This window comes from Klebsiella sp. D5A (assembly GCF_001620885.1).
GTDB lineage: Bacteria > Pseudomonadota > Gammaproteobacteria > Enterobacterales > Enterobacteriaceae > Klebsiella > Klebsiella variicola.
The window spans coordinates 227624-253868 of record NZ_LOAR01000003.1 but is presented as its reverse complement, the minus strand read 5'-3'; the positions used below and the strand labels follow the sequence as shown (position 1 = coordinate 253868).

Sequence of the window (26245 nt, the reverse complement as noted above, 5' to 3'; positions counted from 1 at the left end):
TATGGCTGAGCCAACGTCGGGATTTTCGTTGAACGTGCTGACAATTAACACCCATAAAGGCTTTACGGCGTTTAATCGGCGTTTTATTTTGCCCGAGTTGCGCGACGCCGTGCGCAGCGTCAGCGCGGATATTGTTTGCCTGCAGGAAGTGATGGGCGCTCACGAGGTTCACCCGCTGCACATCGAGAACTGGCCAGATACCACCCATTATGAATTTCTCGCCGACACCATGTGGAGCGATTACGCCTACGGGCGCAACGCGGTCTATCCGGAAGGCCACCACGGCAATGCCGTACTGTCGCGCTTTCCCATTGAATACTATGAAAATCGGGATATTTCAGTCGGCAACGGCGAGAAACGCGGTCTGCTTTACTGCCGCATCGTGCCGCCAGAGAGCGGCGTGACGATCCATGTGATCTGCGTTCACCTGGGTTTACGCGCCGACCAACGGCAGGCGCAGTTGACCATGCTGGCAGAATGGGTCAATACCCTCCCCGCCGGTGAGCCGGTGGTGGTGGCCGGGGATTTTAACGACTGGCGTCAGCAGGCGAATCAGCCGTTAAAAGCGCAAGCCGGGCTGGAAGAGATCTTTACCCGCGCCCGCGGACGGCCGGCGCGTACGTTTCCGGTCAGTTTTCCGCTGCTGCGCCTCGATCGTATTTATGTCAAAAACGCCCACGCCAGCCACCCGAAGGCGCTGGCCCTCAAACAATGGCGGCATCTGTCCGATCATGCGCCCCTTAGCGTGGAGATACACTTGTGAAATGTCGTTGGCAGGAAGGCAACCGCATTACGCTACTGGAGAACGGCGACCAGTACTATCCGGCGCTGTTTGCGGCTATTGGTCGCGCCAGCCGGCGGGTGATCCTCGAATCCTTTATCTGGTTTGAAGATGAGGTGGGCTGGCGGCTGCACGCGGTGCTGCTGAAAGCCGCCCGCCGCGGTATTCAGGTGGAGGTGCTGCTTGACGGCTACGGCTCGCCGGATCTCAGCGATGAGTTTGTCGGCGAACTGACCGCCGCCGGGGTGATTTTTCGCTACTACGATCCGCGCCCTAAGCTGATGGGGATGCGCACCAACCTGTTCCGTCGGATGCACCGTAAAATCGTGGTGATTGACGACACCACCGCCTTTGTCGGCGGCATCAACTACTCCGCCGAGCATATGAGCGACTACGGCCCGGAGGCGAAACAGGATTATGCGGTGCAGGTCGAGGGGCCGGTGGTGCTTGATATTCTCCAGTTCGAGCTGGAGAACCTGCCCAACAGCGAAACCGCCCGCCGCTGGTGGCGCCGCCGTCGCCACCAGCCAGAGATCAACCAGACTCCCGGCGAGGCGCAGGCGCTGTTCATCTGGCGCGACAACCAGGATCACCGCGACGATATCGAACGCCACTACCTGAAGATGCTCACCAGCGCCCGCCGGGAGGTGATCATTGCCAACGCCTATTTCTTTCCCGGCTACCGCCTGCTGCATGCGATGCGCAACGCTGCGCGACGCGGCGTGCGGGTCAAGCTGATCGTCCAGGGCGAGCCGGATATTCCGATTGTGAAGTTTGGCGCCCACCTGCTCTATCACTATCTCGTTAAGGGCGGGGTGCAGATCTACGAATATCGCCGCCGTCCGCTGCATGGCAAGGTCGCCCTGGCGGATGACCACTGGGCCACCGTCGGGTCGAGCAACCTGGATCCATTGAGCCTGTCGCTGAATCTGGAAGCCAATCTGATTATCCACGACCGGGTGTTTAACCAGACGCTGCGCGATAACCTTAACGGGCTTATCGCCAGGGATTGCCAGCGGATCGATAAAACGATGCTGCCGAAACGCAACTGGTGGCGGCTGGGCGTCAGCGTGATGGCCTTCCACTTTCTGCGCCACTTCCCGGCGTGGGTCGGCTGGCTACCAGCCCATACGCCGCGGCTGGCCAGGGTCAGCCCGCCGGTGCAGCCGGAGATTGAAACCCAGGATCGTGTCGACTCACAAACCAGGGATAATCCGCTATGAGCAAATCGCATCCCCGCTGGCGGATGGCGAAAAGAGTACTTACCGTGCTCTTTTTTATCGCGGTGATCGTCCTGCTGGTGATTTACGCGCAAAAAGTCGACTGGCAGGACGTGTGGAAGGTGATCCGCGGCTACGATCGGCTGGCCTTGTTTAGCGCCATTGCGCTGGTCATCGTCAGCTATCTGATCTACGGCTGCTACGATCTGCTTGGCCGGGCCTATTGTGGGCATAAGCTGGCGAAACGCCAGGTGATGCTGGTGTCGTTTATCTGCTATGCCTTTAACCTGACGCTCAGCACCTGGGTCGGCGGGATCGGCATGCGCTACCGGCTGTACTCGCGGCTGGGGCTCAACGGCGGCACCATCACCCGTATTTTTTCATTAAGCATTACCACCAACTGGCTGGGCTATATCCTGCTCGGTGGGGTGATATTTACGGCGGATCTGGTGAAGCTGCCGCCGCACTGGTACATCAGCCAGACCACTCTGCGCATTATCGGCGGGGTGATGCTGATCCTTACGCTTTGCTATCTGTTCGGTTGCGCGTTTGCCAAACGCCGTCACCTGACGATTAAAGGCCAGCGGCTGGTGCTGCCCTCCTGGCGCTTCGCGTTGCTGCAGATGGGGATTTCGGCGGCGAACTGGATGGCGATGGGGGCGATAATCTGGCTGCTGTTGGGCAGCGAAATTAACTATTTCCTGGTATTAGGGGTGCTGCTGGTGAGCAGTATCGCCGGGGTGATCGTTCATATTCCGGCCGGTATCGGCGTGCTGGAGGCGGTGTTTATCGCCATGCTCTCCGGAGAGGAGATTTCGAAGGGCGCGATTATCGCCGCCCTGCTCGCCTGGCGCGCGCTCTATTATTTCCTGCCGCTGCTGCTGGCGACGGTGGCTTATCTGCTGCTGGAGAGTCGAGCGAAAAAGCTGCGGCAAAAGAACCAGCGTAAGCTGGCCCGCGAATGACACGGCCAGGTCGCGCTGCGCTTGGCAGGTCTAAACGCCAGCCGGACGGTTCCCTCTCCCTCCGGGAGAGGGACAGGGTGAGGGGAAGCACTGCGGTGTGGTTGTTTATATTATCTGTGGCTTCAGCGTAGTTTGCGCTCCCGGTTAGTCTTCTGCGTTATGTCATTCATGGCGCAGGGAGCGCACAGGGGGCGGCCAGTCGCCGCCGCCCCCTGTACCCCCGGGCTCCGGCCAGCAAAATCGCCACTTCGTGGTGCCTTCGACTTATCCCTGCAGGCTTCGGGTCGGGCCGAGGCAGCGTCCCTGCAAAACACGGCCCTCAGCCCGCATCCATGCGGGCTGCCCCGGCCTTCCGGGAACGTCTCAGCGATTTTGAGGCCGTCAGCACCGGCAGTTTCAGCAAGAAAGGTGAATAAATTAACGACAGGTCGCACGCACCGTAGGGCGGATAAGGCGCCAGCCGCCACCCGGCAAAATCACGGGTACCGTCCCTGATATATCGCCCGGCGGCGCTGCGCTTACCGGGCGTTAGGAGATGCAACTCTTTGATATTAAGAGGTTAGCGGCGGTTGCCCATAATACGCAGCAGCATCAGGAACAGGTTGATAAAGTCCAGGTACAGCGTTAAGGCCCCGAGGATCGAGTATTTACGCAGCGTGGCGCTGTCGCGGGTGTCAATCTGCTCGCCGATGTTTTTCAGCTTCTGGGTGTCATACGCCGTCAGGCCGACAAACAGCACCACCCCAATGTAGGTCACCGCCCACATCAGCGCCTCGCTCTTCAGCCACAGGTTGACCAGCGATGCCAGCACGATGCCAATCAGCCCCATAAACAGCATGCTGCCGAAGCCGCTCAGATCGCGCTTCGTGGTGTAACCATACAAGCTCATCGCCCCGAACATCCCGCCGGTGACCACAAAGGTGCTGGCGATCGATGAGTAGGTATAGGCGATAAAAATGCTCGACAGCGTCAGCCCGGTCAGCGCCGAGTAGAGCATAAACAGCGTGGTGGCCATCCCGGCGCTCAGCCGCTGCACCATCCCCGACAGCACAAACACCAGCGCCAGCTGGGCAATAATCAGCCCGAAGAAAGTGATTTTGCTCGAAAAGACGAACATCATCACCGCCGGGGTATTCGCCGCAAACCACGCGATAAACGCCGTCAGCAGCAGGCCGACCGTCATCCAGCCGTATACCTGCGCCATGTAAGTCTGCAGGCCGGTACGGCCCTGCACGATTGAATCGGAACGCGGATATCTGTCCATGACTCTCTCCTGATTAACAAAGTTTCACCCTGTAAGCGTATCACACTACCAGCGCTCTGCCGCCTGACGATCGCTGTCGCGGGCGTCGACCCAGCGTTCCCCTTCCGGCGTCGCCTCACGCTTCCAGAACGGCGCGCGGGTTTTCAGGTAGTCCATAATAAACTCGCCCGCGGCGAAGGCGCTGCCGCGGTGGGCGCTGGTGACGCCGACAAACACAATCTCTTCCCCCGGCCACATTTCGCCGATGCGGTGGATAACCGTCACCCGGCCCAGCGGCCAGCGCTCGCGCGCCAGGTCGACGATCTCCGCCAGCGATTTTTCAGTCATCCCCGGATAGTGCTCCAGCGTTAACGCTTTCACGCTGTCGCCAAGATTGTGATTGCGCACTTTACCGGTGAAGGTAACCACCGCACCGTCTTCATCGCGCTCGGCCAGCCACGGATACTCATCGCCGACGCTAAAGCGTGCCGGGCTAACCACGATACGAGTTTGCGTCATCTTAGCCTCCGGTCACCGGCGGGAAGAACGCCACTTCGTCGCCGCTGGCGACAGGATGGTCAAACGCGGTCAGCGTCTGGTTGACTGCCGCCAGCAGCTTGCCCTCTTCCAGGGCCAGCGCCCAGCGGTCGCCGCGCGCGGCAAGCTGCTGGCGCACGGCCTCGACGGTTGCCAGGTCGCGGGCGTCGAGTGTCAGGGCATCGGTGCCGACCAGTTCGCGCACCTGGGCGAAAAACAGAACCTTAATCATGGCGTTCGTCCACCTTAAAATCGCCGGACTTGCCGCCGCTTTTCGCCAGCAGGCGCAGCGGGCCAATGACCATATCTTTTTGCACCGCCTTGCACATGTCGTAGATGGTCAGCGCGGCAACGGAGGCGGCGGTCAATGCTTCCATCTCAACGCCGGTTTTACCGGTCAGACGGCAGAGCGACTCAATGCGCACCCGGTTATGTTCCGGCTGCGCCTGCAGATTGACTTCCACTTTGCTGAGCATCAGCGGATGACACAGCGGGATCAGCTCCCAGGTACGTTTTGCCGCCTGGATCCCGGCGATACGCGCGGTGGCGAACACATCGCCTTTGTGGTGGCTGCCGTCGATAATCATCGCCAGCGTCGCCGCCTGCATTTCGACATAAGCCTCGGCGCGCGCTTCGCGCACCGTTTCCGCTTTGCCGGAGACATCCACCATATGGGCTTCGCCCGCGGCGTTAATATGGGTCAGTTGTGACATAGATTATTTCTTCAGGTGAGGAATGAAGTTACACGGACGGGTGCGGGCATCCAGCTGCGGGGCAATGATGTTGTCCCACGCCGTGCGGCAGGCTTTGGTCGAGCCCGGCATGGCAAAAATCAGCGTGCGGTTGGCGACGCCGGCCACGGCCCGGGACTGCAGCGTCGAGGTGCCGATCTCTTCGAACGACAGCATGCGGAACACTTCGCCAAAGCCTTCGACCTCACGGTCAAACAGCGGCAGCAGCGCTTCCGGCGCCTGGTCACCCTCGGTGAACCCGGTCCCGCCGGTGATCAGCACCACCTGCACGTCATCGCTGGCGATCCACGCCGACACCTGGGCGCGGATGGCGTAGCGGTTTTCTTTCACAATCGCCTTATCGACGACATGGTGTCCCGCCTCCTGCGCCGCCTCGCGCAGCCAGTGGCCGGAGGTATCATCCTCTTCGCCACGGCGGCTGGAAACAGTAAGAATAGCAATACGGGTCGGAATAAACTCAGCGCTAGCCTGGCTCATCTGAATGCTCCTTTCGAAAACGATTAACCGCCAATATAGGACAGGTTCTGCGTAATACCGGTGTTGCCCTGATGCAGGAAATGGGTCTGCTTTTTATGGGTCAAGGCTTCCGCTATCCGCGCTTCCAGCTCGGCCTGTTGTTCGTCCTCAGCCATCAGGTCGCGCAGGTCGACGCCGCCTTCGCCAAACAGACACAGGTGCAGTTTGCCAACGGATGAGACGCGCAGACGGTTGCAGGTGGCGCAGAAGTCTTTTTCATACGGCATGATGAGGCCGATTTCACCGGCGTAATCCGGGTGACAAAAGACCTGCGCCGGGCCATCGCTGCGCTGGCGGATCTGGTGGATCCAGCCGCGGCGCAGCAGCTCGTCGCGCAGCACCATGCCGGAAAGATGGTGACGGCGGAACAGATCGCTGCCCTCTCCGGTTTCCATCAGCTCAATAAAACGCAGCTGAATACGACGGGGTTGGATCCACGCGAGAAAGGTATCGAGCTGGTGATGATTAACATCACGCATCAGCACGGTATTGACCTTCACCTTGTCAAAGCCCGCGGCGAAAGCAGCATCAATGCCGTCCATCACCTGGTGGAACTTGTCCTGGCCGGTGATGGCATGAAATTGACGGGCGTCGAGGCTATCAACGCTGACGTTAATCGCCGTCAGCCCGGCATCGCGCCAGCGTTCGACATCGCGCGCCAGGCGGTAACCGTTGGTGGTAACCGCAATCTGACGGATCGCCGGGTTTTCACGCACCGCGGCAATGATTTCGGTGAAGTCGCGACGCAGAGAGGGTTCCCCACCGGTGAGGCGAACTTTTTCGGTGCCCAGGGCGGAGAAAGCGCGCGTGACGCGGCGCACTTCGTCTACGCTGAGAAAGCCGTTGTTATTGACGGCGCCGGGTTTGTAGCCGTCCGGCAGGCAGTAGGTGCAACGGAAGTTGCACACATCGGTAATCGACAGACGCAGGTAAAAAAACTTACGCGCGAATGCATCGGTAAGCTGTGAGGCCATATACACCTTTCCAAATACGGGAGGCGCGGTCATTTCTTCCCACGCCCTGGCGACACCCGGAGGGGTCGCGGCCAAACCGCCATATCTTTTGACACAGGCGAAGAGGCTAGAGTGTTAACAGGTTATGCCGATAGTAGCGCGTTACGGACGGTTTCGCCATTTGCGATTTCGTTATATAACATTGTATATATCGCTACCTTCGTGCATTTTCGCTACAGAATAGCCATAAATCATTTTTTTGCCTTGATGTCGGTCAGTTTGTCGGGCTCCTCCCATCGTCTTTTAGGGGTAGATCGGGTAGTGTGTGGCCGTTTATGTGAAATAAGGAATTTCTATGCGCAATCGTACATTCGCTGACCTCGATCGGGTGGTCGCGCTCGGCGGCGGGCATGGTCTGGGCCGGGTGATGTCCTCCCTCTCCTCGCTCGGCTCGCGGCTGACCGGCATTGTCACCACCACCGACAACGGGGGCTCCACCGGGCGGATCCGCCGCTCGGAAGGCGGCATTGCCTGGGGCGATATGCGCAACTGCATCAATCAGTTAATTGCCGAGCCCAGCGTGGCGTCGGCGATGTTCGAGTATCGTTTTAGCGGTAATGGCGAACTTTCCGGGCATAACCTCGGAAATCTGATGTTAAAGGCGCTGGACCACCTGAGCGTGCGGCCTTTAGAAGCTATCAATTTAATCAGAAACCTGCTCAAAGTAGACGCGTTTCTTATCCCGATGTCGGAACAACCGGTGGATTTGATGGCGCTCGATCATGAAGGCCATGAAGTTTACGGCGAAGTGAATATCGATCAGCTCGACAACCTACCGCAGGAGCTGATGCTTACCCCACCGGTACCCGCCACCCGCGAGGCGGTGGAAGCGATCGCCGAAGCCGATCTGATCCTCATCGGCCCGGGCAGCTTTTACACCAGCCTGCTGCCGATCCTGCTGCTCGACGAGATGGCCCAGGCGCTGCGCCGCACCCCGGCGCCGATGGTGTTTATCGATAACCTCGGCAAAGAGCACAGCCCGGCGGCGAGGCTGTCGCTGGCGGAACGCATTGCGATTATGGAGCGCTATGTGGGTAAGCGGGTGGTGGATGCGGTGATCGCCGGGCCAAAAGCCGATATCCGCGGCATCAACGACCGGCTGGTGATCCAGACGCCGCTGGAGGCCAGTGACGTGCCCTATCGCCATGATCGGGCGCTGCTCCGCGGCGCGCTGGAAAAGGCGATTCAGCTTCCTGGCTGACGCTGCGCGCCGGAGGGCCAACCTTCGGTGCACCTTAAAATCTTAAGGTTGTCTTAAAATAGGGCTGGCACTATACGCTTATCTCTTTCTGTGGGTAGGTATTATGTCGTTATTGCCTCTGCGTCGGCCGCTCTTCAGCCGCACGACTTATTTGATTCTCTTTGCTTGCTATATCGGTATCTTTCTCAACCTGGCTTTTTATCGCCAGGTTTTCCCGTTACTGCCGGTAAACAGCCTGCATAACTGGCTGGTATTCCTCAGTATGCCGATCGTGGCCATTAGCGTGATGAATATCATCACCACCCTCGCCTCGTTCCTGAAGCTCGATCGGGTGGTCATCAGCCTGTTTATTCTGCTCAGCGCGTCGGCGCAGTACTTTATCTGGAACTTCGGGGTAGTGATCGACCGCAGCATGATCACCAATATCCTCGACACCACTCCGGCGGAGAGCTTTGCTCTGCTCTCCGGCGAAATGATCGCCGTCCTCGGCCTCTCGGGGGTTTTAGCCGTATTCGTCGCCTGGTGGGTGAAAATCCGTAAGCCCGCCACACGGTGGCGCGGCGCGGCGATGCGCCTGCTCAATATTGCCGTTTCGGCGCTGCTGATTATTCTGGTGGCCGCGCTGTTCTACAAAGATTACGCCTCGGTGTTCCGTAACAACAAAGAGCTGGTGAAATCCCTGAGTCCCTCCAACAGCATTGTGGCGCTGAACTCGTGGTATGCGCACAACCGCATGGACAATCTGCCGCTGGTGAAGATTGGCGAAGATGCCAGGCAGAAACCGGTGATGCATAGCGGCCCCCGCAAAAACCTGACGATTGTGGTGCTGGGCGAAACCTCGCGCGCCGGGAACTTCTCGCTGGGCGGCTACGATCGGGAGACTAACCCACGCCTGCAACAGGACGACGTGGTGTACTTCCCGAAAACCACCTCCTGCGGCACGGCAACTGCGGTTTCCGTCCCCTGTATGTTCTCCAATATGCCGCGCGCGCATTACGATGAAGAACTGGCGCACCATCAGGAAGGCGTCCTGGATATTCTGCAGCGCGCCGGTGTTCAGGTGCTGTGGAACGACAATGACGGTGGCTGTAAGGGCGCCTGTGACCGCGTACCGCACCAAAACGTCACCGATCTGCACCTCAGCGGTCAGTGCATCGACGGCGAGTGCTACGATGAGGTCCTGTTCCATAATCTGGACAGTTACATCGACAACCTGAAACAGGATGGCATTATCGTACTGCATACTATCGGCAGCCACGGCCCGACCTATTACAACCGCTATCCGGCTGAATTCAAAAAATTCACCCCGACCTGCGATACCAATGAAATCCAAAGTTGTACGCAACAACAGTTGACCAATACCTACGACAACACCATTCTGTATGTCGACTATGTTGTTGATAAAGCGATAAAATTACTACAATCCAAACAGGATAAATTTACCACTAGCCTGGTTTATTTGTCCGATCACGGCGAATCGCTGGGTGAAGATGGCGTCTATTTGCATGGTCTGCCGTACTCAATTGCGCCGGATACGCAAAAACACGTGCCCATGCTGCTGTGGCTGTCGCCGGATTACCAGCAACGTTACGGTGTCTCCAGCCAGTGTTTGCAACAACAGGCCAAGACGAAGGATTATTCACAAGATAATCTGTTCTCCACCCTGCTCGGCCTGCTCGGCGTCAGCACCCACGAGTACCAGGCAGCAGATGATATTTTAACGCCATGTAGAGAGGCTGGTTGATGAAAATCTTAGTCATTGAAGACGATGCGCTGCTGTTGCAGGGGTTGATTCTGGCGATGCAAAGTGAAGGATACGTATGCGACGGCGTCTCCACAGCGCACGAAGCGGCGCTATCGTTGGCCAGCAATCACTACAGCCTGATCGTACTCGACCTCGGCCTGCCGGATGAAGACGGTCTGCATTTTCTCACCCGCATGCGGCGGGAGAAGATGACCCAGCCGGTGCTGATCCTCACCGCCCGCGATACGCTTGAGGATCGCATTAGCGGTCTCGATACCGGCGCGGATGACTATCTGGTGAAACCCTTTGCCCTGGAAGAGCTGAATGCGCGCATTCGCGCCCTGCTCCGCCGGCATAATAACCAGGGCGATAACGAAATCAGCGTCGGCGATCTGCGCCTCAACGTCACCCGCCGCCTGGTATGGCTGGGTGAGACGGCGCTGGAATTGACGCCAAAAGAGTATGCCCTGCTGTCGCGGCTGATGATGAAAGCCGGTAGCCCGGTGCATCGTGAAATCCTCTACAACGACATCTACAGCTGGGACAACGAGCCGGCGACCAATACCCTTGAGGTGCATATTCATAACCTGCGCGAAAAGATTGGCAAATCGCGGATCCGCACCGTCAGGGGTTTTGGCTATATGCTGGCTAACCACATCGACACGGAATAGACCATGGCTCTGTTTGCAACCGAAACCTGGACCATGCGCCACCGACTGCTGCTGACCATTGGCGCCATCCTGGTGGTCTGCCAGCTGATCAGCGTCTTCTGGCTATGGCATGAGAGCAAAGAGCAGATCCAGTTGCTGGTGGCCAGCGCCATCGAAGGCCACAATAACCAGAAACATGTGGAGCATGAGGTACGGGAAGCGGTCGCCAGCCTGCTGGTGCCGAGCCTGTTGATCGTTGGCCTGGCGCTGTATATCAGCATGCTGGCGGTGCGCAAGATCACCCGCCCGCTCTCCCGACTGCAAAGCGAGCTGGAGAGCCGCACGCCGGACAACCTCACCCCCATCGTGCTCAGCGAATCGGTGCCCGAAGTCACGGCGGTGACCACCGCCCTGAATCAGCTGGTTTCCCGCCTCAATCTGACCCTCGACCGTGAGCGGCTGTTTACCGCCGACGTGGCGCATGAGCTACGTACCCCGCTGGCCGGCCTGCGGTTGCACCTCGAACTACTGGCGAAAGTGCACGGCGTGGGCGTCGACCCGCTGATCCAGCGCCTCGACCAGATGACCACCAGCATTTCGCAGCTGCTGCAGCTGGCGCGCGTCGGACAGTCTTTTTCCGCCGGCAGCTATCAGCAGGTGCTGCTGCTGGATGACGTGGTCAAACCGCTGCAGGATGAGCTGGAGACCATGCTGGCGCAGCGTCAGCAGCGGCTGCTGCTGACGGATGTCGAAAGCGAGGCCATCGTCTCTGGCGACGCGACGTTAATCCGTGTGATCCTGCGCAATCTGGTGGAGAATGCTCACCGCTACAGCCCGGAAGGGTCAACTATCCGCGTGTCGGTGAAAGCGGGCCTGATGCCGGTGATGGCGGTGGAAGATGAAGGCCCAGGGATTGATGAGGCGAAAAGCGGCGAACTCAGTAAAGCGTTTGTGCGCATGGACAGTCGCTACGGCGGCATAGGCCTCGGACTGAGTATCGTCACGCGCATTGCTCAGCTGCATGACGCCCAGTTCTTCCTGCACAACCGCCAGCCGGGGCCCGGCGTCCGCGCGTGGGTGTTATTCCCGCGGCGCGCGGGTCAGAACGTCAGTACCCACTGATGGAAAAAGGCAACAATAATAACCAGGGCGGTGGCGACCGCCAGATATTCACGGAAGTTGATTTTTTGCATGGGCGCTATCCTCATCATGGGGAGGTTAGTGTCGCCTGGCGAGATTAAGCAAACATTAAGAAGGCCGCAATGCGGCCTTTTTTCTTCTCAAAGGTTTGCTATCTGGTAGCGGGACAATGAGAGAAGCGTCCCGCCTTCACTACGCCCCACACGCCCACTCCGGCAGTATGCGCCGGGACTCAGGAGGCGGCGATAAACAGCTCGCGCAGCTGATGCAACTGGTCGCGAATTTGCGCCGCCTCTTCGAACTCGAGGTTCTGGGCGTGCTGCATCATCTGCCCTTCCAGCTCGTGGATCTTCTGCTGCAGCGCTTTTGGCGTCATCTCCACGGCGCTAAGCCCGGCAGGCTCAACGGCCTTCGCTTTACCGCGCCCTTTGGCTTTAGTTTTCGCCAGGCCCTGGCCCAACTGCAGGATATCCACCACTTTCTTGTTGAGGCCCTGCGGTACGATGCCATGCTCTTCGTTATAACGCTGCTGTTTCTCCCGTCGACGCTCGGTCTCGCCAATGGCTTTGGCCATGGAAGGGGTGATCTTATCGCCGTAAAGGATGGCCTTGCCGTTGATGTTTCGCGCCGCGCGGCCGATGGTCTGGATAAGCGAGCGTTCGGAGCGCAGGAAGCCCTCTTTATCGGCATCCAGGATCGCCACCAGCGACACCTCCGGCATATCCAGCCCCTCACGCAGCAGGTTGATCCCTACCAGCACGTCAAACTCGCCAAGGCGCAGGTCGCGGATAATCTCCATGCGCTCGACGGTGTCGATATCCGAGTGCAGATAGCGCACCCGCTCGCCGTGCTCCTCAAGATACTCGGTTAAATCCTCCGCCATCCGCTTAGTGAGGGTGGTCACCAGCACGCGCTCGTTGATGGCCGTGCGCAGGCGGATCTCTGACAACAGATCGTCTACCTGGGTGGCTACCGGCCGCACTTCGATGATCGGGTCAAGCAGACCGGTCGGCCGCACCACCTGATCCACCACTTCGCCGCCGGATTTATCCAGCTCGTAGGCGCCCGGGGTTGCCGAGACGTAGATGGTTTGCGGGGCCAGCGCTTCAAATTCTTCAAACTTCATCGGCCGGTTATCCAGCGCCGACGGTAGGCGGAAACCGTACTCCACCAGCGTCTCTTTGCGCGCCCGGTCGCCCCGGTACATACCGCCGATCTGCGGCACCGTAACGTGGGATTCGTCTATCACCAGCAGACCGTCTGCCGGCAGATAGTCAAACAGAGTGGGCGGCGGCTCGCCGGGCCCGCGACCGGAAAGGAAGCGCGAGTAGTTTTCAATGCCCGAGCAGTAGCCCAGTTCGTTCATCATTTCGAGGTCGAACTGGGTACGCTGGGTTAAGCGCTGCTCTTCCAGAAGCTTGTTGTTGGCCAGCAGAACCTTGCGCCGCTCCGCCAGCTCCAGCTTGATCTCTTCCATCGCCTGGACGATGCGTTCCCGCGGCGTCACGTAGTGGGTCTTGGGATAAATGGTGTAGCGCGGCACCGTCGATTCCACGTGGCCGGTGAGCGGGTCGAACAGCGACAGGCGCTCGACCTCTTCATCAAACAGCTCAATGCGCAGCGCGATATCGTCGGATTCCGCCGGGAAGACGTCGATCACCTCGCCGCGCACGCGAAAGGTGCCGCGCTGGAAGGCCTGATCGTTGCGGGTATACTGCAGTTCGGCCAGACGGCGCAGGATAGCGCGCTGGTCAATCAGCATCCCGACCGTCAGGTGCAGCATCATCTTCAGGTACAGGTCCGGGTCGCCGAGGCCGTAGATAGCCGAGACTGACGCCACCACCACCACGTCGCGCCGCTCGAGCAGCGCTTTGGTCGCCGACAAGCGCATCTGCTCGATATGTTCGTTTACCGAGGCGTCCTTCTCAATGAAGGTATCTGAGCTGGGGACGTAGGCTTCCGGCTGATAGTAATCGTAGTAGGAGACGAAATACTCGACGGCATTCTCCGGGAAAAACTCTTTCATCTCGCCATAGAGCTGGGCCGCCAGGGTTTTGTTTGGCGCCAGCACCATCGTCGGCCGCTGCAGGTCGGCAATCACGTTGGCGATGGTGAAGGTTTTACCGGAGCCGGTGACCCCCAGCAGCGTTTGATGCGCGAGCCCATCCTCCAGCCCCTCTTCCAGGCGGCGGATGGCTTCCGGTTGGTCTCCGGAGGGGCGAAAGGCGGAATGCAGAACAAACGATTTACTCATTGATCAAAACCTGAAGATGGATTTAGCGGCCGGTGTTTAATTCTACCCTCCGGGCCATTTTTTGCCAACAAATTATACTGGATATTTAAACAGTAAATCACTATGATAGCGTCAGTAAACGGCTTATTTCGGCGCCATGGTGCGCATAAAACGCGCGCCGGGTGGAATAATCCTCCGGCCGGCAGGGTTATCCCCAGAAATTTTTACCTTTTAACATTTGTCAAGCGGACGGGTGAAAGTTTTATGGCAGTAGATGACGCTTTTCTTACACCCATTGATTTTATATAACACGCTGATATTTAAGTACTTTAACGAAAAGACGCCTTTCGCGCCAATTCAGCCGCAGGCCGCGTACGCTCTAGCTTACCGCAGGTTTTCTAACTCTAATACACAAGGTTATCCACAGGAATAGTGGATAACTGTCTGCAGCCCAAGACCGCCGCCGCCCGGCGCAAATCGACTTTCGCTGTAAACCGTGCGGCGAAAAATTTTTATCGAACTATTTTTGATAACTATCCGTTTAAAGCCGCTCGATTTTTGCTGCTTTTTGCACCACCCTTTAGCGTCGGGCACCGGAAAAGTGCAGCGCCCGCGCTGACTGTGCCCGATGGTGTCGGCGTTTCGCGGTTTTTTCCGAGCGTTCTTTTTCCTGGCAAGAGTTTTGCAGCATCTTTCTGTCGCCCTGACGCCAGGATAAGGAGAAAACGTCCATGTTGAATTTACAGGCAGTAAATCATTTTTACGGTAATCAGCACTCGCTGTGGAATGTCGATCTTGAACTACGCCCCGGAGAGTGCATTGGCGTACTGGGACGCGAGGGAATGGGAAAAACCACCCTGGTCAACTGCATTGCCGGCCATCTGCCGGTGGCCAGCGGTCGGATGACCTGGCATGACATTGGCGCCCCGCCGTGCGATCTCACCCCCCTGTCCGCTCAGTCGCGCAGCGCCATCGGCATCGGCTACGTGCCGCAGGATAAACGCATCTTTTCCCAGCTCAGCGTGGAAGAGAACCTGCATATTGCCCTGGCGGCCGGGAAACCCGGGGCTAACGCCAGCGGCGGCGAAATTTATGACCATTTTCCCGAACTCTATGCGCTACGGCAGCGCAAAGGCGCTTCGCTAAGCGCCGACGATCAGTACCAGCTGGCGCTGGCCAGGGCGCTGATCGTCCAGCCACGACTGCTGATCCTTGACGAACCCTCACGCGGCGCAGGGCCGCGCTGCCTGCAAAAGCTGGCGGAATTGCTGCTGCGGTTAAATCGCGATATCGGTCTGACGGTGCTGCTCGCCGAGCAGCACCTGCCCTTTATCCGCCGGGTGGCGGATCGGTTCTGTGTCCTTCACCGGGGGCGTAATGTCGCCGAGGGCGATATTATGGCGCTGGATGAACCGCTGCTGGCGCAGTGGATGACGCCAGATCCAGCGCGCTGAGATCCAGATACTGGCCGAGATCGTCGCGCTGCGCGATATCGACAAGCCACGGTATTTCACCAAGAAACGGCGCGGCCAACCGGTTTTTCAGCGTCGCCAGATATTCGCCATGGCGCTTGCCCGGCGGCTGCACGTCATTGGCGATCCAGCCCGCCAGCGGCAGCCCCGCCTGGCGCACCGCCTGGGCGGAAAGCATCGCATGGTTGATACAGCCGAGCTTGACCCCCACCACCAGAATCACCGGCAGCTGCTCCTGCTGCGCCCAGTCGGCGAAGGTCAGGGTGTCCGAGAGCGGCGTAAACCAGCCGCCGGCCCCTTCCACCAGTACCCAGTCTGCCAGGCGCTCCAGTTCGCGTAAGCCACTGGAAAGCGCCGCCGCGGCAATCGGTCGCCCTTCATCGGCGCTAATAATATGCGGCGAGGTCGGTTCGGCAAAAGTATAAGGGTTGACCTGTTCATAGCTCAGCGCCACCCGGCTATTACGCTGCAGGGCCAGCGCATCTTCATTGCGTAACCCTTGTGCGGTCAGGTCGCTACCGGACGCCACCGGTTTATAGCCGGCGGTGTTAAAACCCAACTGGTTCGCCGCCTGCAGCAGCGCGCTGCTGGCGACCGTTTTCCCGACTTCAGTATCGGTTCCGGTGACGAAAAAACGTTTAGTCACGTTCAATGACTCCTGTAAAAAGATAATACGTCAGCGGGCAGATACCCTGCTGTTGCGGCCAGGCCAGCTGCAGTTCGCGCAGTTTGCCGCGGCCAAGCGGGGCGGATGCCCTCCCTTGGTGCAAATGGGTAGCGCCGATGCCCTTCAGGGAGCGCATAGCGCTCAGCGCATCGGCGAACGGCAGGCTAATCTGATGAACGATGCCTTCGGCGCGCAGGCCGCTCAGCGCCGCCCTTACCGCCGGTTCGCTGAGAAAACGGTTGGCATGCGGACGGTCGTCAATAGCCTGCCACGCCTGATTAAGCTCCGGCAGCGATCCGGCCAGCAGCGTGGTAAACGCCACCCGCCCGCCGGGTCGCACCACCCGGCACAGCTCGCCGATCGCCGCGCGCAGATCGTCGCACCACTGCACCGCCAGGTTGCTCCATGCCAGATCGACGCAGCCATCCGGCAGCGGCAGCGCTTCGATATCGCCCTGCAGATAATGCTGCGCGGCGTCGTGGCGCTGCGCCTGGGCCAGCATGCCGGCGGAGAGATCCAGCGCGGTCACCACGCTGCCCGCCTCACGCCAGTAGCGGCTCATGCTGCCGGGGCCGCAGCCAGCATCCAGCACCTGAGCAAAATCGCGGCGCGCCAGCTGGCGCAGCAGCAGATCGGCGCTGCGCCGCTGCAGTTCATCATGTTGCGTATAGCCGCTGGCCGCCCGGCCAAACGCCGCGGCCACCGCCTGCTTATTCACCGTGACCATGCAGCGCCTCCAGTAAACGGTTAATGTCCTCAGCCTGATGAGCGGCGGTCAGGGTCAGACGCAGGCGAGCGCTGCCGACCGGCACCGTCGGTGGACGGATCGCCGTCGCCCAGCAGCCGGCCTCGCGCAGACGGCAGGCCAGGCTCAGCGCTCGCGCGTTATCGCCGACGATCAGCGGCTGGATCGCGCTGACGGAATCGGTCAGCCCCAGCGACACATCGCCCATCCCTGCACGGAACTGACGGATGCGGGCGGCCAGGGTTTCCCGCCGCTGCTGGCCCTCATCGCTACGAATGACCCGCAGCGCCGCGCTCAGCGCCACCGCCTGGGCGGGCGGCATGGCGGTGCTGTAGATCAGATGACGGGCAAACTGCAGCAGATAATCGGCCATCGATTCGCTGCACAGTACCGCCGCGCCGCTCACCCCAAACGCCTTACCGAAGGTGACCACCAGCAGCTCCGGGCGCACCCCCTGCGCGGCGCAGCTTCCACGCCCTTCCTCACCAACCACGCCGATGCCATGGGCGTCATCCGCCAGCAATACCGCCCCGGCGGTCTGCGCTGCGGCATGAATGGCCGCCAGCGGCGCGCTGTCGCCGTCCATACTGAAAATGCCTTCAGTCACCACTAACTGCAGACCGTCCAGCGGTTTCGCCAGCAGTTGCGCGAGCTGCTGCGGATCGTTGTGGGCAAAGCGCCGCAGCTGGGCCGGGCTGAGGCTCGCCGCTTCCAGCAGGGAGGCGTGGCTCAGGCGGTCGGCGACAATCCGATCCTCTTTTTCCGCCAGCGCGGCAACCAGCGCCTGATTGGCGGCAAAGCCGGAGATAAACAGTAGCGCGCGCGGGTAACCGAGCCAGTCGGCAAGTTCCTCTTCCAGCGCGCGGTGGGCTTCGCTATAGCCGCTCACGTGGCCCGAGCCGCCGGAGCCGACGCCATAACGTTCCGCCCCCTGCTGCCAAGCGGCGATAATGCCGGCATGCTGGCTCAGGCCCAGGTAATCATTGCTGGAGAAGTTGAGCCAGCGCTCCCCTTCGCGCTCCAGCCAGCGTCCGGCGCCGTGGCTTACCGGCAGGCGTTGGCGAAACGCATCCGTCTGCCGCCGCTCGTCCAGCGCCCGCTCGATTCGTTGCTGCCAGGTCATAGCGCCGCCGCGTTGTAATATTCCTCAGTGTCGGGGGTGAGTAAGGCCTGCTCCAGGCGCTGCTGCTGCTCATTATCGCCCTCCAGTACAGCCGTCTGCTGCGGGTTGATCCCCAGCTTGCGGAACAGCTGCAGGTCTTTGTCCTCTTCCGGGTTCGGCGTGGTGAGCAGCTTGCAGCCGTAGAAAATCGAGTTCGCCCCGGCCATAAAGCACATCGCCTGGGTCTGCTCGTTCATCTGTTCGCGGCCGGCGGAGAGACGCACGTAAGAGGTGGGCATCATGATGCGTGCGATGGCGATGGTGCGGATGAAATCGAAAGCGTCGACATCGTCGTTATCCGCCAGCGGCGTGCCTTTAACTTTCACCAGCATGTTGATCGGCACACTCTCCGGCGGCGTCGGCAGATTAGCCAGCTGCAGCAGCAGCCCGGCGCGATCTTTTACGGTCTCTCCCAGCCCGACGATGCCGCCGGAGCAGACTTTGATCCCGGCATCGCGCACTTTATCCAGCGTATCAAGACGCTCCTGATAGGTACGGGTGGTGATGATGTTGCCGTAAAATTCCGGCGAGGTGTCGAGGTTATGGTTGTAGTAATCAAGCCCCGCACCGGCCAGGCGCTGCGCCTGGCTATCGGTAAGGGTACCGAGCGTCATACAGGACTCCAGACCCAGCGCCTTGACGCCTTTCACCATCTGCTCCAGATAGGGCATATCGCGGTCATTGGGGTTCTTCCACGCCGCGCCCATGCAGAAGCGAGTGGAGCCGGCGTTTTTCGCCTGACGCGCTGACTCCAGCACCTGCTCGACTTCCATCAGGCGCTCGGATTCAAGACCGGTTTTGTAGCGTGCGCTTTGCGGGCAATATTTACAGTCTTCCGGACAAGCGCCGGTTTTAATCGACAGCAACGTACTGACCTGCACCTGACGCGGGTCAAAATGCTGGCGGTGGATTTGCTGCGCTTCGAATAACAGATCGATGAGTGGTTTATTAAATAACTCAGTAACTTGCGACATTGTCCAGCGTGCGTGGTGAGCCATTAGCCTCTCCAAAAGGTTTTGTTAATTTGCGGTTCGGTTTATACTCGTAAACCTAAATGTTTTCAAAATGGTTTACAAGTCGCTTATGACACTGGACGATCTCGCCTTCGATCGGCGCCACATCTGGCACCCCTACACCTCTATGACTTCCCCCCTGCCGGTCTACCCGGTGGTTTCCGCCCACGGGTGCGAGCTGTCCCTCGCCGGCGGTGAACAACTGGTTGACGGCATGTCCTCCTGGTGGGCGGCGATCCACGGCTACAATCACCCGCGCCTCAATGCGGCGATGAAAGCGCAGATCGATCAGATGTCGCACGTGATGTTTGGCGGGATCACCCATCCGTCGGCGGTGGCGCTGTGCCGCCAACTGGTGGCGATGACCCCGGAATCGCTGGAGTGCGTTTTCCTCGCCGATTCCGGTTCGGTGGCGGTAGAGGTGGCGATGAAAATGGCGCTGCAGTACTGGCAGGCCAAAGGCCAGCCGCGTCGTCGTTTCCTGACCTTCCGCAACGGCTATCATGGCGACACGTTCGGCGCGATGTCGGTCTGCGATCCGCAGAATTCAATGCACAGCCTGTGGCAGGGCTATCTGCCGGATAACCTGTTTGCCCCCGCGCCGCAAAGCCGCTTCGACGGCGAGTGGGATGAGCTGGATATGGTGCCGTTTGCCCGCCTGATGGCCGCGCATCGCCACGACATCGCCGCGGTGATCCTCGAACCGATCGTCCAGGGCGCCGGCGGAATGCGGATGTACCATCCGGAGTGGCTGAGGCGGGTGCGTAAAATGTGCGACCGGGAAGGGATTTTGCTGATCGCCGATGAGATTGCTACCGGCTTTGGCCGCACCGGCAAACTGTTCGCCTGCGAACACGCTGGTATCGCCGCCGATATTCTGTGTCTGGGTAAAGCGCTGACCGGCGGCACCATGACTCTTTCCGCCGCACTGACCACCCGCGAGATCGCGGAAACCATCAGCAATGGCGAAGCCGGCTGCTTTATGCACGGCCCCACCTTTATGGGCAATCCGCTGGCCTGCGCGGTGGCAAGCGAAAGCCTGCGCCTGCTGGAGAGCGGCGAGTGGCAACAGCAGGTGGCGGCGATTGAAGCCCAACTACAGGCCGAGCTGGCTTCGGCGCGGGGATCTGCGCTGGTCGCCGATGTGCGCGTGCTGGGCGCGATTGGCGTGGTTGAAACCCGGCGTCCGGTAAATATGGCCGCCCTGCAGCGCTTTTTCGTCGAACAAGGGGTGTGGATCCGCCCGTTTGGCCGTCTGATTTATCTGATGCCCCCGTACATCATCACGCCCAAACAGCTGACCCGCCTGACCCGTGCGGTCAACCTGGCCGTGCAGGACGAAACATTTTTTAGCGAATAAACAGCGGATTCGCGCCGCCGGGAAGGCTACACTTCTTTGTTAATCTGCACATTATCAATGAGGATGAAGCATGAAATTGATCAGTCACGATCTCCAGGACGGCGGCAAGCTGCCTAATCGTCACGTCTTCAACGGCATGGGATATGATGGCGACAATATTTCGCCGCACCTGATGTGGGATGATGTGCCCGCGGGCACCAAAAGCTTTGTCGTCACCTGCTACGACCCGGATGCACCGACCGGCTCCGGCTGGTGGCACTGGGTGGTAGCCAACCTGCCTGCCGATACTCGAGTGCTACCACAGGGTGCCGGCTCCGGTCAGGCGGAGCTACCGGAAGAGGCCGTTCAGACCCGCACCGATTTTGGTAAGGCAGGCTACGGCGGCGCGGCGCCGCCGAAGGGTGAAACCCACCGCTACATTTTTACCGTCCACGCCCTGGATATCGATAAGATTGATGTCGATGCCGAGGCCAGCGGCGCGATGGTCGGCTTTAACGTCCATTTCCATTCCCTCGCCAGCGCTTCCATCACCGCCCTGTTCAGTTAATTATCCCCCCGGATAGCGGCTTGCGCCTTATCCGGGCAACCCACGGTGCCGGTATATTGTCGGGTGGCGCTGCGCTTACCCGACCTACGGTCCGTGCGGCCTGCCTTTAATCTATTCACCATGCTTGCTGAAACTGCCGATGCTGGCGGCCTCAACATCGCTGAGACGTTCCCGGAAGGCCGGGGCAGCCCGCATGGATGCGGGCTGAGGGCCGTGTTTTGCAGGGACGCTGCCTCGGCCCGACCCGAAGCCTGCAGGGATAAGTCGAAGGCACCACGAAGTGGCGATGTTGCTGGCCGGAGCCCGGGGGTACAGGGGGCGGCGGCGACTGGCCGCCCCCTGTGCGCTCCCTGCGCCATGAGGGACATAACGCAGAAGAAATATTGGGAGCGCAATGTGTCGGAATTAACACAAAGCACATGTTTTCCCCGACCAAAACCGTTGCAAACCGATAACAGTATCTACGGTCCAAACGTAGCCCCGGTAAGCGCAGCGCCACCGGGGAGATTGACCTTACTGTTCAGTGGCCACCTGCAGCGCGGTTTTACGCACCCGCGCGTACCACACCACCGTCAGCAGCCCCAACCAGACCAGCCCGGCTAACAGCGCCACGCGCGTCTCTTCCACCATTCCCAGCACGGCGATCACCAGCCCCATAAACAGTAGCGTCAACAGCGGGCCAACCGGCCAGAAGGGGATCGGGAATTCGATCTTACTGCGCTCTTCGGCCGACAAACCGCGACGCATCGAGAAATGAGAGAGCAGGATCATCAGCCATACCCAGACGGTAGCGAACGCCGCCAGCGAGGCAATCAGGACAAAGACCTGTTCCGGCATCAGATAGTTAAGCACCACCGCCACCAGCAGCGCCACGCCCATCACCACCACCGTCATCCAGGGTACACCGTTGCTGGCGAGCCGCTGGAAGCACTTCGGCGCCAGCCCCTCTTTCGACATGCCGTACATCATGCGCCCGGCGCCAAAAATATCGCTGTTAATCGCCGAGATACTGGCGCTAATCACGATGATATTCAGCACGGTCGCCGCCGCCGGGATCCCCAGACCATCGAAGATCAGCACAAACGGACTGCCCTGCTCGCCAAAACTATTCCACGGGAAGATCGCCATCAGCACCGCCAGGGTGCAGACGTAAAACAGAATAATACGCAGCGGAATGGTGTTGATGGCCTGCGGGATGACCTTCTTCGGGTTCTGCGCTTCCGCCGCCGTGACGCCGATAATTTCCACGCCGCCGAAAGCGAACATCACGATGCCAAGCGAGGCGATGATCCCCTGCCAGCCATGTGGCGCAAAGCCGCCGTGGCTCCACAAATTTTCCAGCCCGGTAGCCGGGAAACTATGGCCAAAGCCAAAGAAGATGATCCCCGCGCCCGCCGCCATCATGGCGATAATCGCCACCACTTTAATCAGCGACAGCCAGAACTCCATCTCGCCGAACACCCGCACGTTGCACAGGTTCATCGCGCCAATAAAGAAAATGATGCTGAGGATCCAGATCCAGCGCGGCACATCGGGATACCACAACCCCATATAGATACCGAACGCGGTGACGTCGGCCAGCGCCACGATCACCATTTCAAAGGTATAGGTCCAGCCGGTGATAAACCCGGCGAGCGGCCCGAGATACTGGCGCGCATAGCTGCCAAAGGAGCCGGAAACCGGATTGCGCACCGCCATTTCACCCAGCGCGCGCATGACCATAAAGACCGCCGCGCCGCCAATCAGGTAGGCCAGCAGCACCGCCGGGCCCGCCGCCTTAATGGCGGAGGCCGAACCGTAGAACAGCCCGGTGCCGATAGCGGAACCGAGCGCAATAAAACGAATGTGTCGGGCATTCAGCCCGCGCAGCAGATGCGGTTTGTGTTGTTGTTGCATATACAGGTGTCCTGATTTTTTTATATGACGACAAATATGCGATGTAGGTCGGCCGGGGGAATGACTTCCCCCGACGCGGGTACAGAGAACAACGGTGATTAATGCAGTACGGCAGGCAGCAGACGCGTCAGGTGACGTGCAGCCAAAAGTGCAATGGCATTTTCAATATCAGGGGCGAAGAAACGATCCTGCGTATAGTGCGGCACGCGTTCGCGCAGCAGATGACGCGCCTCTTCCAGCAGCGGACTGGTAGTCAGCCCTTCGCGCATATCCAGGCCCTGCGCCGCCGCCAGCCACTCAACGGCCAGCACCCCGCGGGTGTTTTCCGCCATCGCCCACAGGCGACGACCGGCAGCCGGCGCCATCGAGACGTGGTCTTCCTGGTTGGCGGACGTCGGCAGGCTGTCAACGCTATGCGGGTGTGACAGCGCTTTGTTTTCACTGGCCAAAGCCGCCGCTGTGACCTGGGCAATCATAAACCCGGAGTTGACGCCGCCATTTTTCACGAGGAACGGCGGCAGCTGCGACATATGGCTGTCCATCATCAGCGCGATACGACGCTCGGAGAGCGAGCCGATTTCGGCGATCGCCAGCGCGATATTATCCGCCGCCATCGCCACCGGTTCGGCGTGGAAGTTACCGCCGGAGATGACGTCATTTTCGGCGGCAAAGACCAGCGGGTTATCGGAGACCGCATTCGCTTCGGCTAACAGTACTTCCGCCGCCTGGCGGATCTGCGTCAGGCAGGCGCCCATCACTTGCGGCTGGCAGCGCAGTGAGTACGGATCCTGAACCTTGGTGCAATTATGATGCGACCGCGAGATCGCGCTGTCATCGGTCAACAGGTGACGATACAGTGCCGCCGCATCAATCTGCCCGCGCTGGCCGCGCACCTCGTGAATACGCGCGTCGAACGGACGACGCGAACCCAGCGCCGCTTCAGTGGTTAACGCCCCGCAGACGACCGCGGAGGCGAACAGATCTTCGGCTTCGAACAGACCGCGCAGGGCAAAAGCGGTTGAGGCCTGGGTGCCGTTGAGTAGCGCCAGGCCCTCTTTCGCCGCCAGGGTTATCGGCTCCAGCCCCGCCTGACGCAGCGCGTCGGTCGCTGGCAGCCATTCGCCACCGCGAACCCGCGCTTTGCCTTCACCCAGCAGGGTCAGCGACATATGCGCCAGCGGCGCGAGGTCACCGGAGGCGCCGACGGAACCTTTCGCCGGGATCCACGGCGTCACGCCGGCATTCACCAGGCCAATCAGCGCCTGGATCACGCTCAGGCGGATCCCGGAGAAACCGCGAGACAGGCTGTTAATCTTCAGCACCATAATCAGGCGCGCCAGGTCGTCGTCCAGCGGCTCACCTACGCCCGCCGCATGGGACAGCACCAGCGAACGCTGCAGGTTCTCCAGATCGTCCGTCGAGATACGGGTTTGCGCCAGCAGGCCAAAACCGGTGTTGATACCGTAGGCGGTACGCCCTTCGGCAAGGATGGCGTTGACGCAGGCCACGCTCTCATCAATGGCGGCAAACGCGCTGCTGTCGAGGGTAATGTTCAGCGGGTGGCTGTAAACCTCGCGGAGCTGCGACAGGCTCAGTTTCCCCGGAATGAGCGTTAACGATTTCATTTAGCGTTCCCCTGCGTTGCTGCCACCATCGGAAGATTCAGACCCTGTTCTGCTGCGCATTCAATAGCAATATCGTAACCCGCATCGGCATGACGCATCACGCCGGTCGCCGGGTCGTTGCGCAGGACGCGAGCGATACGCGCCGCCGCTTCATCGGTACCGTCACAGACGATAACCATCCCGGAGTGCTGCGAGAAGCCCATACCTACGCCGCCGCCGTGGTGCAGCGACACCCAGGTCGCGCCGCTGGCGGTATTAAGCAAGGCGTTCAGCAGCGGCCAGTCGGATACCGCATCTGAGCCGTCGCGCATGGCTTCGGTTTCGCGGTTCGGGCTGGCGACGGAGCCGGAATCAAGGTGATCGCGGCCAATCACGATCGGCGCGGAGACTTCGCCGCTGCGCACCATTTCGTTAAACGCCAGACCGAGCTTCTGACGCCACTCCAGACCTACCCAGCAGATACGCGCCGGCAGTCCCTGGAAGCTGATGCGCTCGCGCGCCATATCCAGCCAGTGGTGCAGATGCTTATCATCTTTAATGATCTCTTTCACTTTCGCGTCGGTTTTGTAGATATCCTGCGGATCGCCGGACAGCGCTACCCAACGGAACGGGCCGATACCCCGGCAGAACAGCGGGCGGATATACGCCGGCACGAAACCCGGGAAATCGAAGGCGTTGCTGACGCCCACTTCCTGCGCCATCTGGCGAATGTTGTTGCCGTAGTCGAAGGTCGGCACCCCCATCTCGTGGAAGGCCAGCATCGCCTGCACGTGGTCGGCCATTGAGCGTTTCGCCGCCAGAATGGTGCCCTGCGGATCGGATTCGGCTTTCTGCTGATACTCCTCCCAGCTCCAGCCTTTCGGCAGATAGCCATGCAGCGGATCGTGGGCGCTGGTCTGATCGGTAACCATATCCGGGCGCACGCCGCGTTTCACCAGCTCTGGCACGATATCCGCAGCGTTGCCGCACAGCGCGATGGAGATGGCGCGGCCTTCGGCGGTGTATTTTTTGATGCGCGCCAGGGCGTCATCCAGAGAAGTGGCCTGTTCATCCACGTAGCGGGTACGCAGACGGAAATCGATGCGGCTCTGCTGACATTCGATGTTCAGCGAGCAGGCACCCGCCAGCGTCGCGGCCAGCGGCTGCGCACCGCCCATGCCGCCCAGACCGGCGGTTAACACCCAGCGCCCTTTCAGGCTGCCCTGATAGTGCTGGCGACCGGCTTCGACGAAGGTTTCGTAGGTGCCCTGCACGATGCCCTGGCTACCGATGTAGATCCAGCTGCCGGCGGTCATCTGGCCGTACATCGCCAGCCCTTTGGCATCCAGTTCGTTGAAGTGTTCCCAGGTGGCCCAGTGCGGAACCAGGTTGGAGTTAGCGATCAGCACGCGCGGCGAGTTTTCATGCGTTTTAAAGACGCCGACCGGTTTGCCGGACTGCACCAGCAGAGTCTCGTCGTTTTCCAGGTTTTTCAGCGCCTTCACGATAGCGTCATAGCATTCCCAGTTGCGCGCAGCGCGACCAATACCGCCATAGACCACCAGCTCATGCGGGTTTTCAGCGACATCGGGATCGAGGTTGTTCATTAACATACGCAGCGGCGCTTCGGTCAACCAGCTCCTGGCGGTCAGCGTCGTGCCTCTCGGGGCACGGACGTCCAGCTGGCGATATTTGCTTTGCGACATCGGGGTTTCTCCTGACAATTAACGTTGTGTACGTAGATACATATACTTGTCTATACAACTCTGCGCAAGCCAGGATTT

General features: G+C 59.9%; 24 protein-coding genes, 1 pseudogene and 1 riboswitch. Of the genes and pseudogenes, 11 read left to right on the top strand and 14 right to left on the bottom strand.

Features of this window, described 5'->3' with window-relative positions:
* The first annotated feature begins 1 nt into the window (after position 1).
* The 3 genes from AS136_RS04775 to AS136_RS04765 are packed head-to-tail and all read left to right on the top strand — an operon-like array spanning position 2 to position 2966.
* Entirely contained in the window at positions 2-763 is a 762-nt protein-coding gene (locus tag AS136_RS04775; protein ID WP_008805754.1) for an endonuclease/exonuclease/phosphatase family protein, read from the top strand.
* On the top strand, positions 760-2004 hold the full coding sequence (gene clsB, locus AS136_RS04770; RefSeq protein ID WP_008805753.1) for a cardiolipin synthase ClsB: 1245 nt from the start codon (positions 760-762) through the stop codon (positions 2002-2004). Before AS136_RS04775 ends, clsB begins: the two co-directional genes overlap by 4 nt.
* A complete protein-coding gene (locus AS136_RS04765) occupies positions 2001-2966 on the top strand; it encodes a lysylphosphatidylglycerol synthase domain-containing protein (RefSeq protein WP_023322254.1) in 966 nt (321 codons plus the stop codon). The genes clsB and AS136_RS04765 overlap by 4 nt, the downstream gene beginning before the upstream one ends.
* 559 nt (positions 2967-3525) lie before the next feature.
* Here AS136_RS04765 and AS136_RS04760 read toward each other — a convergent pair.
* The 6 genes from AS136_RS04760 to moaA form a co-directional block, all read right to left on the bottom strand.
* Complete coding sequence (locus AS136_RS04760; RefSeq protein ID WP_004142079.1) at positions 3526-4230, bottom strand: Bax inhibitor-1/YccA family protein; 705 nt, start codon at positions 4228-4230, stop codon at positions 3526-3528.
* A gap of 45 nt (positions 4231-4275) precedes the next feature.
* Positions 4276-4728 carry a molybdopterin synthase catalytic subunit MoaE gene (gene moaE / locus AS136_RS04755; protein ID WP_023322253.1) on the bottom strand — a complete coding sequence of 151 codons (453 nt, stop codon included), beginning with the start codon at positions 4726-4728 and terminating at the stop codon, positions 4276-4278.
* Position 4729: 1 nt separating this feature from the next.
* Positions 4730-4978, bottom strand: coding sequence for a molybdopterin synthase sulfur carrier subunit (moaD, locus tag AS136_RS04750; RefSeq protein ID WP_012968665.1), 249 nt, complete (start codon positions 4976-4978; stop codon positions 4730-4732).
* Positions 4971-5459 carry a cyclic pyranopterin monophosphate synthase MoaC gene (gene moaC, locus AS136_RS04745; protein ID WP_008805748.1) on the bottom strand — a complete coding sequence of 163 codons (489 nt, stop codon included), beginning with the start codon at positions 5457-5459 and terminating at the stop codon, positions 4971-4973. The genes moaD and moaC overlap by 8 nt, the downstream gene beginning before the upstream one ends.
* Positions 5460-5462: 3 nt before the next feature.
* Positions 5463-5975: a molybdenum cofactor biosynthesis protein B gene (gene moaB, locus AS136_RS04740; RefSeq protein ID WP_008805747.1), complete on the bottom strand. Its 513-nt coding sequence runs from the start codon at positions 5973-5975 to the stop codon at positions 5463-5465.
* Positions 5976-5998: 23 nt separating this feature from the next.
* Positions 5999-6988 carry a GTP 3',8-cyclase MoaA gene (gene moaA, locus AS136_RS04735; protein ID WP_022065255.1) on the bottom strand — a complete coding sequence of 330 codons (990 nt, stop codon included), beginning with the start codon at positions 6986-6988 and terminating at the stop codon, positions 5999-6001.
* Positions 6976-7114: riboswitch (molybdenum cofactor riboswitch) on the bottom strand. It overlaps the preceding gene by 13 nt.
* Before the next feature lie 208 nt (positions 7115-7322).
* Here moaA and yvcK point away from each other — a divergent pair.
* From yvcK to pmrB, 4 genes are all read left to right on the top strand, one after another.
* Positions 7323-8228 (top strand): uridine diphosphate-N-acetylglucosamine-binding protein YvcK, encoded by a 906-nt coding sequence (gene yvcK / locus AS136_RS04730; RefSeq protein WP_008805745.1) that lies wholly within the window; start codon positions 7323-7325, stop codon positions 8226-8228.
* A gap of 103 nt (positions 8229-8331) precedes the next feature.
* Positions 8332-9972 (top strand): phosphoethanolamine transferase EptA, encoded by a 1641-nt coding sequence (gene eptA, locus AS136_RS04725; protein ID WP_012542393.1) that lies wholly within the window; start codon positions 8332-8334, stop codon positions 9970-9972.
* Positions 9972-10643, top strand: a complete 672-nt coding sequence (gene pmrA, locus AS136_RS04720) for a two-component system response regulator PmrA (RefSeq protein WP_008805743.1) — start codon at positions 9972-9974, stop codon at positions 10641-10643. Before eptA ends, pmrA begins: the two co-directional genes overlap by 1 nt.
* Before the next feature lie 3 nt (positions 10644-10646).
* Positions 10647-11744 carry a two-component system sensor histidine kinase PmrB gene (gene pmrB / locus AS136_RS04715; protein ID WP_012968668.1) on the top strand — a complete coding sequence of 366 codons (1098 nt, stop codon included), beginning with the start codon at positions 10647-10649 and terminating at the stop codon, positions 11742-11744.
* Between the two features lie 250 nt (positions 11745-11994).
* On the opposite strand, the gene uvrB is transcribed toward pmrB, so the two are convergent.
* Positions 11995-14016, bottom strand: a complete 2022-nt coding sequence (gene uvrB / locus AS136_RS04710) for an excinuclease ABC subunit UvrB (RefSeq protein ID WP_008805740.1) — start codon at positions 14014-14016, stop codon at positions 11995-11997.
* A 411-nt stretch (positions 14017-14427) separates the two neighbouring features.
* Here uvrB and AS136_RS26305 point away from each other — a divergent pair.
* Positions 14428-14637: pseudogene (locus AS136_RS26305) on the top strand (hypothetical protein); the annotation flags it as partial.
* A gap of 89 nt (positions 14638-14726) precedes the next feature.
* Positions 14727-15449 (top strand): ABC transporter ATP-binding protein, encoded by a 723-nt coding sequence (locus AS136_RS04705; RefSeq protein WP_008805739.1) that lies wholly within the window; start codon positions 14727-14729, stop codon positions 15447-15449.
* On the opposite strand, the gene bioD is transcribed toward AS136_RS04705, so the two are convergent.
* From bioD to bioB, 4 genes are read right to left on the bottom strand one after another with little or no spacing between them, the layout of a single operon-like run.
* Positions 15391-16113: a dethiobiotin synthase gene (gene bioD / locus AS136_RS04700; RefSeq protein ID WP_023322250.1), complete on the bottom strand. Its 723-nt coding sequence runs from the start codon at positions 16111-16113 to the stop codon at positions 15391-15393. The two genes, AS136_RS04705 and bioD, sit on opposite strands and share 59 nt — an antisense overlap.
* Positions 16106-16861, bottom strand: a complete 756-nt coding sequence (gene bioC, locus AS136_RS04695; RefSeq protein WP_023322249.1) for a malonyl-ACP O-methyltransferase BioC — start codon at positions 16859-16861, stop codon at positions 16106-16108. Before bioC ends, bioD begins: the two co-directional genes overlap by 8 nt.
* Positions 16845-18002, bottom strand: a complete 1158-nt coding sequence (bioF, locus tag AS136_RS04690) for an 8-amino-7-oxononanoate synthase (protein WP_023322248.1) — start codon at positions 18000-18002, stop codon at positions 16845-16847. Before bioF ends, bioC begins: the two co-directional genes overlap by 17 nt.
* Entirely contained in the window at positions 17999-19039 is a 1041-nt protein-coding gene (bioB, locus tag AS136_RS04685) for a biotin synthase BioB (RefSeq protein ID WP_008805734.1), read from the bottom strand. Before bioB ends, bioF begins: the two co-directional genes overlap by 4 nt.
* An 85-nt stretch (positions 19040-19124) precedes the next feature.
* Between bioB and bioA the strand changes: the two genes are divergently transcribed.
* Together bioA and AS136_RS04675 are read left to right on the top strand one after the other, a co-directional pair.
* Positions 19125-20414 (top strand): adenosylmethionine--8-amino-7-oxononanoate transaminase, encoded by a 1290-nt coding sequence (bioA, locus tag AS136_RS04680; protein ID WP_012542401.1) that lies wholly within the window; start codon positions 19125-19127, stop codon positions 20412-20414.
* Between the two features lie 70 nt (positions 20415-20484).
* The gene (locus AS136_RS04675) at positions 20485-20961 is read left to right on the top strand and encodes a kinase inhibitor (protein WP_008805732.1); all 477 of its coding nucleotides are present in this window, start codon (positions 20485-20487) and stop codon (positions 20959-20961) included.
* Positions 20962-21474: 513 nt separating this feature from the next.
* On the opposite strand, the gene AS136_RS04670 is transcribed toward AS136_RS04675, so the two are convergent.
* The 3 genes from AS136_RS04670 to hutU form a co-directional block, all read right to left on the bottom strand.
* Positions 21475-22857, bottom strand: a complete 1383-nt coding sequence (locus AS136_RS04670) for an amino acid permease (RefSeq protein WP_012968669.1) — start codon at positions 22855-22857, stop codon at positions 21475-21477.
* Between the two features lie 98 nt (positions 22858-22955).
* Positions 22956-24482: a histidine ammonia-lyase gene (hutH, locus tag AS136_RS04665; protein ID WP_008805730.1), complete on the bottom strand. Its 1527-nt coding sequence runs from the start codon at positions 24480-24482 to the stop codon at positions 22956-22958.
* Positions 24479-26167, bottom strand: coding sequence for a urocanate hydratase (hutU, locus tag AS136_RS28955; RefSeq protein ID WP_023322247.1), 1689 nt, complete (start codon positions 26165-26167; stop codon positions 24479-24481). Before hutU ends, hutH begins: the two co-directional genes overlap by 4 nt.
* Positions 26168-26245: the final 78 nt, after the last annotated feature.

Excerpts from the sequence above, each read along its gene's own strand:
- bioB (WP_008805734.1), bottom strand. The coding sequence starts at position 19,039 with ATGGCTCACCACGCACGCTGGACAATGTCGCAAGTTACTGAGTTATTT.
- pmrA (WP_008805743.1), top strand. The coding sequence starts at position 9,972 with ATGAAAATCTTAGTCATTGAAGACGATGCGCTGCTGTTGCAGGGGTTG.
- moaA (WP_022065255.1), bottom strand. The coding sequence starts at position 6,988 with ATGGCCTCACAGCTTACCGATGCATTCGCGCGTAAGTTTTTTTACCTG.
- bioA (WP_012542401.1), top strand. The coding sequence starts at position 19,125 with ATGACACTGGACGATCTCGCCTTCGATCGGCGCCACATCTGGCACCCC.
- bioC (WP_023322249.1), bottom strand. The coding sequence starts at position 16,861 with ATGGTCACGGTGAATAAGCAGGCGGTGGCCGCGGCGTTTGGCCGGGCG.
- hutH (WP_008805730.1), bottom strand. The coding sequence starts at position 24,482 with ATGAAATCGTTAACGCTCATTCCGGGGAAACTGAGCCTGTCGCAGCTC.
- pmrB (WP_012968668.1), top strand. The coding sequence starts at position 10,647 with ATGGCTCTGTTTGCAACCGAAACCTGGACCATGCGCCACCGACTGCTG.
- moaC (WP_008805748.1), bottom strand. The coding sequence starts at position 5,459 with ATGTCACAACTGACCCATATTAACGCCGCGGGCGAAGCCCATATGGTG.
- AS136_RS04775 (WP_008805754.1), top strand. The coding sequence starts at position 2 with ATGGCTGAGCCAACGTCGGGATTTTCGTTGAACGTGCTGACAATTAAC.
- uvrB (WP_008805740.1), bottom strand. The coding sequence starts at position 14,016 with ATGAGTAAATCGTTTGTTCTGCATTCCGCCTTTCGCCCCTCCGGAGAC.
- AS136_RS04765 (WP_023322254.1), top strand. The coding sequence starts at position 2,001 with ATGAGCAAATCGCATCCCCGCTGGCGGATGGCGAAAAGAGTACTTACC.
- eptA (WP_012542393.1), top strand. The coding sequence starts at position 8,332 with ATGTCGTTATTGCCTCTGCGTCGGCCGCTCTTCAGCCGCACGACTTAT.
- AS136_RS04760 (WP_004142079.1), bottom strand. The coding sequence starts at position 4,230 with ATGGACAGATATCCGCGTTCCGATTCAATCGTGCAGGGCCGTACCGGC.
- hutU (WP_023322247.1), bottom strand. The coding sequence starts at position 26,167 with ATGTCGCAAAGCAAATATCGCCAGCTGGACGTCCGTGCCCCGAGAGGC.
- moaB (WP_008805747.1), bottom strand. The coding sequence starts at position 5,975 with ATGAGCCAGGCTAGCGCTGAGTTTATTCCGACCCGTATTGCTATTCTT.
- AS136_RS04705 (WP_008805739.1), top strand. The coding sequence starts at position 14,727 with ATGTTGAATTTACAGGCAGTAAATCATTTTTACGGTAATCAGCACTCG.
- moaE (WP_023322253.1), bottom strand. The coding sequence starts at position 4,728 with ATGACGCAAACTCGTATCGTGGTTAGCCCGGCACGCTTTAGCGTCGGC.
- moaD (WP_012968665.1), bottom strand. The coding sequence starts at position 4,978 with ATGATTAAGGTTCTGTTTTTCGCCCAGGTGCGCGAACTGGTCGGCACC.
- AS136_RS04675 (WP_008805732.1), top strand. The coding sequence starts at position 20,485 with ATGAAATTGATCAGTCACGATCTCCAGGACGGCGGCAAGCTGCCTAAT.
- bioF (WP_023322248.1), bottom strand. The coding sequence starts at position 18,002 with ATGACCTGGCAGCAACGAATCGAGCGGGCGCTGGACGAGCGGCGGCAG.
- AS136_RS04670 (WP_012968669.1), bottom strand. The coding sequence starts at position 22,857 with ATGCAACAACAACACAAACCGCATCTGCTGCGCGGGCTGAATGCCCGA.
- yvcK (WP_008805745.1), top strand. The coding sequence starts at position 7,323 with ATGCGCAATCGTACATTCGCTGACCTCGATCGGGTGGTCGCGCTCGGC.